This window comes from Streptomyces sp. NPDC002671 (genome assembly GCF_053592475.1).
The window spans coordinates 1-9,326 of sequence record NZ_JBSFVU010000097.1 but is presented as its reverse complement, the minus strand read 5'-3'; the positions used below and the strand labels follow the sequence as shown (position 1 = coordinate 9,326).

General features: G+C 67.8%; 12 protein-coding genes and 2 pseudogenes. 8 read left to right on the top strand and 6 right to left on the bottom strand.

Annotated elements, in window-relative coordinates; genetic code table 11:
- Together ACWD35_RS43865 and ACWD35_RS43860 are read left to right on the top strand one after the other, a co-directional pair.
- A partial coding sequence (locus tag ACWD35_RS43865) for a hypothetical protein (RefSeq protein ID WP_451356926.1) occupies nt 1–510 on the top strand: 510 nt, incomplete at its 5' end.
- A 476-nt stretch (nt 511–986) separates the two neighbouring features.
- Nucleotides 987–1,595 carry a hypothetical protein gene (locus ACWD35_RS43860; RefSeq protein ID WP_451356925.1) on the top strand — a complete coding sequence of 203 codons (609 nt, stop codon included), beginning with the start codon at nt 987–989 and terminating at the stop codon, nt 1,593–1,595.
- A gap of 338 nt (nt 1,596–1,933) precedes the next feature.
- Here ACWD35_RS43860 and ACWD35_RS43855 read toward each other — a convergent pair whose 3' ends face one another.
- Nucleotides 1,934–2,098, bottom strand: a complete 165-nt coding sequence (locus ACWD35_RS43855) for a hypothetical protein (RefSeq protein WP_451356924.1) — start codon at nt 2,096–2,098, stop codon at nt 1,934–1,936.
- Between the two features lie 812 nt (nt 2,099–2,910).
- On the opposite strand from ACWD35_RS43855, the gene ACWD35_RS43850 reads away from it, so the two are divergent.
- The 4 genes and pseudogenes from ACWD35_RS43850 to ACWD35_RS43835 form a co-directional block, all read left to right on the top strand.
- A complete protein-coding gene (locus ACWD35_RS43850) occupies nt 2,911–3,171 on the top strand; it encodes a hypothetical protein (RefSeq protein ID WP_451356923.1) in 261 nt (86 codons plus the stop codon).
- A gap of 8 nt (nt 3,172–3,179) precedes the next feature.
- Nucleotides 3,180–4,001 (top strand): helix-turn-helix domain-containing protein, encoded by an 822-nt coding sequence (locus ACWD35_RS43845; protein WP_451356922.1) that lies wholly within the window; start codon nt 3,180–3,182, stop codon nt 3,999–4,001.
- A gap of 252 nt (nt 4,002–4,253) precedes the next feature.
- A complete protein-coding gene (locus tag ACWD35_RS43840; protein ID WP_451356921.1) occupies nt 4,254–4,436 on the top strand; it encodes a hypothetical protein in 183 nt (60 codons plus the stop codon).
- A 76-nt stretch (nt 4,437–4,512) separates the two neighbouring features.
- A pseudogene (locus ACWD35_RS43835) lies at nt 4,513–4,617 on the top strand (IS21-like element helper ATPase IstB); the annotation flags it as partial.
- Between the two features lie 60 nt (nt 4,618–4,677).
- Here ACWD35_RS43835 and ACWD35_RS43830 read toward each other — a convergent pair.
- The 4 genes and pseudogenes from ACWD35_RS43830 to ACWD35_RS43815 form a co-directional block, all read right to left on the bottom strand.
- On the bottom strand, nt 4,678–5,217 hold the full coding sequence (locus tag ACWD35_RS43830; RefSeq protein ID WP_451356920.1) for a 2'-5' RNA ligase family protein: 540 nt from the start codon (nt 5,215–5,217) through the stop codon (nt 4,678–4,680).
- 208 nt (nt 5,218–5,425) lie between these two features.
- Nucleotides 5,426–5,668 (bottom strand): annotated as a pseudogene (locus tag ACWD35_RS43825) (GNAT family N-acetyltransferase); the annotation flags it as partial.
- A 238-nt stretch (nt 5,669–5,906) separates the two neighbouring features.
- On the bottom strand, nt 5,907–6,218 hold the full coding sequence (locus ACWD35_RS43820) for a hypothetical protein (protein ID WP_451356919.1): 312 nt from the start codon (nt 6,216–6,218) through the stop codon (nt 5,907–5,909).
- 8 nt (nt 6,219–6,226) lie between these two features.
- On the bottom strand, nt 6,227–6,691 hold the full coding sequence (locus ACWD35_RS43815; RefSeq protein ID WP_451356918.1) for a hypothetical protein: 465 nt from the start codon (nt 6,689–6,691) through the stop codon (nt 6,227–6,229).
- Between the two features lie 115 nt (nt 6,692–6,806).
- Here ACWD35_RS43815 and ACWD35_RS43810 point away from each other — a divergent pair, with 115 nt between their 5' ends.
- The gene (locus tag ACWD35_RS43810; protein WP_451356917.1) at nt 6,807–7,433 is read left to right on the top strand and encodes a DUF2975 domain-containing protein; all 627 of its coding nucleotides are present in this window, start codon (nt 6,807–6,809) and stop codon (nt 7,431–7,433) included.
- Nucleotides 7,433–7,669, top strand: coding sequence for a helix-turn-helix domain-containing protein (locus ACWD35_RS43805; RefSeq protein ID WP_451356916.1), 237 nt, complete (start codon nt 7,433–7,435; stop codon nt 7,667–7,669). The genes ACWD35_RS43810 and ACWD35_RS43805 overlap by 1 nt, the downstream gene beginning before the upstream one ends.
- A gap of 3 nt (nt 7,670–7,672) precedes the next feature.
- Here ACWD35_RS43805 and ACWD35_RS43800 read toward each other — a convergent pair whose 3' ends face one another.
- Complete coding sequence (locus ACWD35_RS43800; protein ID WP_451356915.1) at nt 7,673–8,911, bottom strand: IS701 family transposase; 1,239 nt, start codon at nt 8,909–8,911, stop codon at nt 7,673–7,675.
- Nucleotides 8,912–9,326 lie beyond the last annotated feature (415 nt).

Below are 9,326 nucleotides of genomic sequence, written 5' to 3'. Positions count from 1 at the left end.
CCGCAGCCCAATCGACTACGAACACAACCACCGCGCCAACTCCGCCCTGGAGCTGGCCGCTTAGAAGATCTCCACACAACGAGGGGATTGACACTTCGAAGGTCGTGGCTTGGTGAGCCGCCCGCAGGCGCCTTCCCTGGCTGTCGCGGCGGGCTGCTGGGCGAGGGCGAGGCCGAGTTTGGTGCGTCGTTCCTGCTGCTCCCCGGTCAACTGGATCCAGTCGCGGTGTTGCCGCTGAATCCACGTACCCAGATCATCGCCGTCGTGAATCACGCCGGGGGCGATGTCGGGGCGCTGGCCGCCAGGTTCGTCGGCGGCGAGCTGGGCGAGGATGCGGTAGTGGCGTTGCCAGTCCAGAGGCCACGGGCACAAGAGCTCTACCTGGCCACGACCACTGAACTGAGCCGACGATTCGCCCGGATCTACACCACCCTCGGAACCCAGGACCTTCTCTACCGGCGGTTCTGCCTCTATCGCGATCGAGGCTTCGTCGAAAGCCAGGTCATTTGAGAACACCGGCTCACAGTGATCTCAAATGACCTGTTACCCCGGCAGGTTGAGGGCTCGCCATCTGACAGGTTCGCTACGACGGGACAACAGCATGCGGCGAGACTCCATGAGGACGCCTTGCGTCCGACCCGCTGGCCCTGCCGTGTTCGCCTCGGTCACCCGGTGCTGGCTGGTGGTCTCTCACGTGTTGGGCCGGCGGCGTGTACGGCTCCTCGATCAGTCCGGAGGCCCCTGGCGAGTCCACTATCCCGGTTCGCTAGGCTCCGACGACGCTCCGGTGAGGCAGGGTGGGGAGGCACAGGTTGAGGAGGATCAGGGTGGTGCGAAGGTGGGCTGTGGTTGGGGTCTGGGCAGGGATGACGGCGGGGTTGCTCGCTGGGTGCGGCCCCGCGAACGGCGGTACGCAGGCCGGTGGCACGGCCCACTCGTCAGCCGCAGCGAGCACGGCCAAGTCCTCCGTAGCTCCGGACAAGAACGTGCTGACGTTCACCTATCACCGGCACAGTGGCGACAACTACATCGACCAGACGCTGGACATCAAGAACGTGGACACCAACTCGGTCGTTCCGGTCCTGGCATTCACCGCACTCGACCGGCACCACCACCCGCTTCCCGGAGTACGGGTTCGAACTGTCTACGGCAGCGATAGCGGCCGCCTAGTGGTTCCCTACGGGTGGAGTCTCGACATCCTGCGCTTTTCCGGCTCCGGTGAGCACCAGGTGTACGACGTCCGCGTCACCGTGGTCCACCTGGCCACCGCGAGGGTCAGGGCCAACATCCACCCCGTGGCCACCCAGCCGCTGAACGCTGCGGGAGACGCCGTCAGCAAGTTTTCCCGCTTCGCCGCTGTCCAGGTACAGAACACCGACGCCTTCCCGGTCTCTGTGCGCGTCTCCTACCTCGTTTACGACCAGCCAGCCAAGGGTGATACCCAGCAAGTGGTCTCTGACACCCCTATCGGCGGGCTGGTCCGCGTCCCCGCTCACGGTAGGGCGGTGGTCAAGGTCACCGGCGCCGCAGCCCACGCGGTAGCCAGGTACTCCGGCGGCCCGGCGGTGAGTGTCAAGGCGTACAACTCCCAGTGAGCCGGGAACCGGCGGCTGGGCCGGTCACGCCGCCACACTCGTCGTTCACCCATGGCACCTGGCCCACCGAGGACGACTGCGACGAGGAGGAGGACCAGGAGCACGAGTAGCTTGCCGGTGACCACTCGCCCGGCACAGCGTTGGACTGGTCGGCCGCCCGCTGTGCGGAGCCCTGCGCCGCCGTGGTTGGGCCCGGCGCCCGGCCCGCCGCCCGATCGTCGCACGCCAGCCCGGCTCGCGGCGGCCCATGGGTTGCAGGCGCGGGCCCTCCTTCCCGGTCCTGTCCGGGCCGGAGGGGGTGGTTGCCGGGGACATCGGGCCGGGGACCGCGGTGCGGGTCACGTCTGGTCCCACAGTTCCAGAGGGTACCGCAGGATCTCCCGGGCGGCGCCGGACGCGGCTCCTCGCACGATCCACTCGCCCAGTTTCTCCGCCGCGCCGATGATCCGGCTTCTGCGGGCCCGGGGCTGCCGGTCCTGCGTCCGCTTCGTAGAGATCTTCAACTTCCGTTCCCCTTTCGTCGTCGTGGCTGACGACGACAAGAAGGCCGGAGCGCCAGGGCGTTCGGCGAAGGGCCTGAACCGCTGAACAGGGCGTCAAGTCAGGCCAGCACGGGTGAAAATAGTGTTCAGCGGGTCGGCAATCGTGGCAGTGCCTGCTCGACCAGCAGGCACGTGTCCCTTTCGTCGATGAACATCCGTGGGCCTCCTCACGCGCAACGTCGCAGGCACCGGGCGAGTCCCATTCGCCACGTGTCAGCGACCACGCAATTCCGCGACCGCCGACAGCGTGGCGCGGGGCGAGGGGCTAGCCGGGTGGTGGTGGGGACTGCCCGAGCGTTCTGACAGCCGGCCTCGCGCGATGCTGAGGCCGGCTGTGGGGTCGCCTGCGCGTCAACACAGACGATCCGATCCGTGCGGAAGGGTGTTGGAGCCAGTCACGTACGGAACCGAAGGGATCGTGGCAGCCTGCGGCTGTTCGGGCAAGCAGAACTGGGACGGAGTGCAGGAAACCGCCCCCGAGCTGCCACTGGTCGGGGATGGGCTCCGGCAAGGCTCGGAGAAGTTCCAGCTCGATGGGCATGCCGGTTTTGATGACGTGCTGTCTCACGCACCTGCAAGCGTGATTGTCGGATGTGCCTCAAATCGGCAGATGAGACAACCGTGCATGAATGAGGCGTCGGTGGGCTCCGGTGGTGGCACCATGCTGTCTCGTCGCGACGCAGCGTCAACTGCCTGCGGCATAACCGCTGTTGTTGGAGCCAGTCCACGCCACGGCCGCCGGCCGCGGTACCTCGTACGCAAGGAACCACCTCATGCCCGTGCAGCACTCCGCGGCCCTCTGCGGCATCCCCGATCAGTCTGCCCGTCTCACCGGAGCGGACGCCGCCGTCATCGTGGTGGTTGTCGTCGTGGCGTCCGCCCAGGCCGCCCACGGCATGCCGACCGCACAGATCATCCCCCAGCTGGGGCCGATCGGCCTGCTCGCCGTGGCCCTGGCCCGCCTCTCCGTCGGAGCCGGAATCCGGTCACTGCGCCTCATTGCACGGGCCCAGCCGGCCTTGCTGCTGCGGTAGGAGCGATCGTGGGCCGCACCGAGAACCCGGTACCGCGCCCCGACAGCGCCCTCGGCCGACTCGCCGGCCACCTGCGGTGGTGCAAGGCCTGCGCTGGCGTCACCTACGAGGTCCTGGCGGAGCGCGTCAAAGTCAGCGCCACCACGCTCCAGCGCGCGTCGGGCGGGATCGTTCTGCCCACGCTCAGGGTGGCCCTGGCGTACGAGGCAGCCTGCGGCGCCTCCGACGGCCGGGCACGCGAGCTGTGGGAGAGGGCGCGTCAGGCCGAAGGGCGACGGGACGGGCGGCACGCGACCGCGTTGCCACGGGGGAAGGCGCCTAGGCCGGACCTGATCGCCGACCGGGCCGACATGGGCCGTGCGCTGGCGGAACTGCGTGAGCGCAGCGGGCTGACCTACCGCGCCATGGAACGCAGAGTGGAACAGCGCCCTGAACTGGGGCCGCTGTCCCGCTCCACGGCACAGCGCATCCTCACCCGCCAGTCCTTCCCCACGAGCCAAGAGCAGTTGTTGGCTCTCCTGCACGCGTGCATGGTGCCCGAGCGCGTACGGGACGACTGGGTGCAGGCGTGGAAGAAGGTCCACCGGGCACAGGCCCTGCGGGAACCAGCCCTCCCCCCGACCCCGAAGCTGGACGTCAGGGACGCCGAGGCCCGGCTCCGGCAGTACGAGCTGGAGGCTGCGGAGTCCTACCGGAGCCCGAAAGCGGCCTGGAGCGTGCGCTGCTGCTTGTGCGGAGTGCTCTTCCGCGTCCAGCTCAGCGCACTGGACACCGGCTGGACCGGATGCCCCAACCGATGCCCCCGAAAGCTGTCCAGTACCTGCGCCTGAACCGGCCCCACCCGACGGCCGGCGCCTTCGGTGCGCGGGCCGCCGTGCCGTGCCGGGACGGCACGGCCGAGGAGGTGGCCGGCTGACAGAAGAGGCTGCCACATCCATCCGTCAGGTAACCGGCTCCCTTACCGGGACCTGGGGCGCTGTGCCGCGACTTCGCTCCAAGGGCCACAGGGAACCTTTGCATCCCGCAGCCCACACCATCGCATGCGGACAGCCCGCGTGCCCGAACCCCGAGGGGAATCGCTCGTGTCCACACTCGCCCTGCTGGTCGTGCTGCTGTTGGTCCTGGTTGGCCTGCTGGCCGTCGCCGCGCTCGGCTACGTCGCCTACCGCCGTCCGGTGCTCAGCCAGCCGCTGACGGTCGCCCTGGCGGGTGCCGCGGTCCTGGTCGCCGTGGTCACTACGGTCACCACCGCCGGCGGCCGGTGAACTGTGGTGCCGTGTCGAGCAACGCCGCGTCGAAGGACGAACTCGCCAACGAGGCCCTGGTGCCGCAGCAGGCAACGTCGTCGGCCGCCTCACCTTCAATGGCACCATCATCGAGACCGGCACCGACTCCTACCGGCTGGCCAGCACCCGAGCCCGCGCCGAGCAGGTCGAAGCCAGCTGACTGGCGTCTTCATGCTGGTCCGCTGCCCGTTGCGGCGGGCCGGCCAAACTCAGGGCCCGTTCATTCACGGAGTGCGAACGACGCCCGCTCTTGCCACTTCGCACCGTCATGCACCATGAGGTCGACCGACGCGACCCGAGACGTGAAGGGGAGTCTGCCGAGCAGGTCAGACTCAATCTCATCCAGAACTGCATCCTCCTGACCGTCAGCGACGGTCAGGTGGGGCACGATCTCGGTGAACTGGCCCCCATAGGGAGGGGCTTCGGGCCACCGGTCAGCGATCACCTCAGTGAGCAGCCGCAACTGCGCATCTGGCTCCGGAGCGAGATACAGCACTCCCGGAAACCGCCCGCAGCTCTCAAACCGCAGTTCAAAGGCATGATGGCTGCCGAGCACATCAGTGAGGGTCGAGTGGACACGCGCATCTATTCGGCTCTCGTCGAGGAACGGGAAAAGCACCGTGACATGTGCTGGCACTCCTGCTTGGGCTGACGGATCGAACCGTTCACGCCATGCGCGGACGGTCGGCTCCGCATCCGGGATCCTGACGATGAGTCCCGTCCGGCCTGCCTGAAACCTGCTGGTGCTGTCGACTGCCATGACACCGCATGCTGCCACCTCGGAAGCCGACGACAGCACTCATTATGCGTCCATGACCATGAGCGATCCGAGGCACGAAGCAAGCGGGGAGCCGACGGCGCCGGACTACGACTGCCGTCATTTCCCGTGAACATCCAGACGGACGACGATCACCAAGCGCCGCCGGAACCAATGAACAAACGCTGTCGGTTGCAGTGAACGAAGCCACTCAACCGGACGGCGTGACCGAGGACCAGACGCCGAACCACTGCTCGGCGGCGTACTCCTCGAGCCGCTCCACCTCGGTGAAGCCCAGCTTCGCCGCGAGGCGCATCGCGCGGTCGTTGGCGGTCTGGGTGCAGAGCACCACCGGCTCGCTGGGAACCGAGTCGGTGAACCAGTCGAGTGCCGCTGCGCACGCCTCGGCGGCGTACCCGCATCCCCACGCTTCCGGCAGGAACATTGCGGGCAACGGCATCCTGTTGGGCAACGGGCTAATCTTGGTCGACAGTCATCGTGCCCGTGGGATCCCGTTGCCTTCTCACCGCCCGCACCAGCGATGACGCCCGCACTGGCAGCTCCTGGCGATCAGCTGAATTCGCGGCCTTGCGCCAAGACCGGACCCGCGACCTACACCTCGCCAGCTGATCACTTACTTCGCAGCCTGGGGCTTCGGGCGCCTACGGAACCGAGCGCTGACGCCGGCCTCGTTACGGCGCGGCGACCTCTCCGGCCTCGCTGGCCGGGGCGCTGCCGTGCGCCGCTACCACCGCCACTAGCGCTCCGGCGCTTGCTGTCCCCGCCGCGAGCGCGAACACCGCGCCTGTGCCCGCCTGGTCGAGCAGTGCCCCGGCGAAAGCCGAACCGGCGGCGAGGCCCAGGTTGTAGGAGGTGCTGACCCACGTTCCCGCCTCCAACTGCGCGTCCATCGGAACCGTTGAGTCCACCAGCAGGAAGGACGTGATCAGCAGGGTGTCCGCGCAGACCCCGAGGCTGAGCAGCGCGAACGCCGCGACCGGCACGGCCGTGATCAGCGCTGGCAGGGCGCCAGTTGGTGGTGTGCGTGTACCAGTAGTCGGCGTACGTCGGCAGCCACGTCGACGCCCGGCCGCGCGGCAGAGGCCGCCTGAATGCCTGATATCGGCGTGTTTTCCGGTGCGCTCAGGGCCTCAGTGATCTGTGACAGCGGACGTTGGTGGTTTGCCTCTGGCGAGGCTGTGGTCAGTGGCCGCCGCTGGGGGGCGCAGCCGGTGCCGTCGGGGTAGCCGCCGAAGGCGTGTGCCTTGGTGGAGTCACTGCTCATCGTGCCCTCCATGCACCAGGGAGAGTCGCCGATGTCGATGAGGAAGCCGACCCCGGCGGACCCGTCCTGGTACGCCTGCGCTGGGACCCGAAGACCATCCGTGAGCGCGGTGAGCGCGCAGCGCGGCAAGCGCCAGCCGGTCGAGCGCGATGGGGCGGCGGTCACCGGGTGGGTGATCGTGGAAGCGGACACCGAAATGGGGGCACCGCTGTGTGATTGATGCTCCTGCGTCGCAGGGGGTTCACCTCGCCACAGCCATCACGTATCGTCTTTCGATAACATCGATAAACGATAACAAGGGGATGTTGTGACCGAGGACTCCAAGCTGCTCGAACCGCTGTCCACCGTGGTGTCATTTGTACTGCGGCTACTGATCGGGGCCCTCGTACTCGGCTTCGTCCTGAGCCTGTTCGACGGCCACATCCACGTCGGCTGGGGAAACCCTTGCGTCAGCGCCGACTCGATCTCGGGAAGCGCCACCGACACCGATGCGCTGTTCAACGCGAAGGCTGGCGCAGACGTCAGTGCGATCCCCCAGTACTGCGCCTCCCACCCCAGCACCTATCAGAAGGTCCTCGCGACGCTGGGCGAGCTGCCGTCCTTCATTCTGCTGATCGGTGGGCTGTTCGTACTCAACAGCCTGCTGCGGGCAGCCGCCCGAGATGGCGCCTACACCCCGCAGACCGCATCGAGACTGAGGCTGCTGGGGTGGTGGCTCCTGCTGGGCAGCCTGGCGGCCGAACTCATCGAAGCCAGTGCGAAGACCGCACTGCTCGCCACCCTCACCACGGACATCACGCTCTCTGCCGGAGCCTGGCTGGGCATGTGGGCGACGCCATACCTGGCGGTCCTCACCGCGCTGGGGCTGATCACGTTCGCCCGGATCATGCGTGTAGGCGTCACCATGCGTGAAGACCTCGCCGGGACCGTCTGATGTCCACCGAAGCGCATGAAGGCCATGCCATCCAGGTCCACCTCGACCGGCTCCTGGAAGAACGCGGCATGACCCTCGCCGAACTCGCGGTCCGAGTCGGCGTCACCAACGTCAATCTGTCCATCCTCAAGAACGGGCGAGCCAAGGCCATCCGCTTCACCACGCTCACCCGGCTCTGCGAAGTGCTGGACTGCCAACCCGGAGATCTGCTCAGTCATCGCCCTTCCGGCCGGTGATCTTCATGTCTGGGACGCGGCTTGTCGCCGGTAATGGCTGGCGCGCGATCGCTGCTGATGGCGGCGGCGCCAGTCGGACCAGCCGAGTCGGTGGGCCATGTCGCGGAGAGGCTGAACGGCGACCGTGATGAATAGGCGCTGGATCTCGTTGCAGGACAGCGGGACCAGCCCGTCCGGGGCGGGGTTGCGGGCGTGTTCGTCGGCGCGGAGGACCGCGAGAAAGGCGTGGGCGAGCATCGCGAGGGTCACCCAGCGGGTCCAGGAGGGGTAGCGGCGGACCTGGTGCTCGTCGAGTCCCGCCAGCGCCTTCTCGCTCTGGAAAGTCTCTTCCACCCGCCACCTGGAGCCGGCGACGCGAACCAGGACGGCCAGGGGTGTGGACTCGGTGAAATGACAGCGGTAGTAGGCGAGTTCGCCGGTGGTGCGGTTGCGTCGGATCAGGAGCTGGTGGCGGCCCGCTGCCGGCTCGGCGAGGTCGATGACGGCCCAGTCGTAGAACCGGTGCCCCTTCGCGCCGGGCCCGGCCGAGAGCTTCTGCCAGGCCCGCTCGGGTATCTTCGCGGCCAGGGCGTCGACACGGAAGGTGCCCGCACCGGTGGTCATTTCGGCCGAGCAGGCCACCGCGAGGACATAGCCGATGCCGCGTTCCTCCAGAGCCGTCCGCAGTTTCGGGTTGCCGCCGTAGACCTCATCACCCGTGACCCATCCGACGCGGTGTCCGGCGGTAAGGAACCGTTCGATCATCGTGCGGGCCAGTTCCGGCTTGGTAGCGAAGGCGGCGTCTTCGCCGAGTCCCGCTGCCCGGCAGCGATCCGGGTCGCATGTCCAGGAGCGCGGGATGTACAGCTCCCGGTCCACCGCCGCGTGTCCCCGGGCGCCGGCGTAGACGAGGTAGACCGCGACTTGAGAGTTCTCGATCCGCCCCGCGGTGCCGGTGTACTGGCGCTGGACGGCGACGGTGTGGGTGCCCTTCTTCACGTCGCCGGTCTCATCCACGACCAGCACAGCTGCATCGTCGTGGAGGTGCTCGACAACGTATTCGCGTACGTCGTCGCGGACGGCATCGGCATCCCAGGAGGCCCGGGACAGCAGGTGCTGCATGCCGTGCGGGCTGGCCTCCCCGGCCCACTCCACGATCGTCCAGCAGTTCTTGCGCGGCAGGTCCGACAGTAGACCCAGAACCAACCGCCCGGCCCGCAGCCGTGGTTCGACCCGGGCGAACCGGCCCGCGATCCGGCCCATAGCCGCCTCGAATGCCTCCCGCCATCGGGCGGGATCTGTGCTGTGACCTGCGGCTACCGTCTCGTCGTTAGTCCACACAAGTCACGATGATCAACGACGGCCGCACCCCTCTACCCACCGGCCCCGACCAGCAAGATCACGATCTACAGCTGGAGTACCAGGTGCGGGGTGTACCTCGCACCTTCACATCCGGTAGTCCCGTATTGTCCCGCCCGCTCCGATGAGGACCGGGATCACGGACTGCTACCGCCCCTCCGCATTCCTCGAAGGCCCCGTTGCCCACGTCGGAGACGGGGCCTTTGACATGCCCGCAGATCCCCGGAGAATCTCAATGACCGTGTCAAGCCGCCTGCGTGACCGGCGGAGCGGAGGTGAACAGCCTCTTGTCACGCAGCATCGCCCAGAGCACGTCGAC

Coding starts and splice junctions, on each gene's coding strand:
- ACWD35_RS43850 (WP_451356923.1), top strand. CDS start 2,911: ATGCCCGTGCAGCACTCCGCGGCCCTCTGCGGCATCCCCGATCAGTCT.
- ACWD35_RS43830 (WP_451356920.1), bottom strand. CDS start 5,217: ATGGCAGTCGACAGCACCAGCAGGTTTCAGGCAGGCCGGACGGGACTC.
- ACWD35_RS43805 (WP_451356916.1), top strand. CDS start 7,433: ATGTCCACCGAAGCGCATGAAGGCCATGCCATCCAGGTCCACCTCGAC.
- ACWD35_RS43800 (WP_451356915.1), bottom strand. CDS start 8,911: ATGGGCCGGATCGCGGGCCGGTTCGCCCGGGTCGAACCACGGCTGCGG.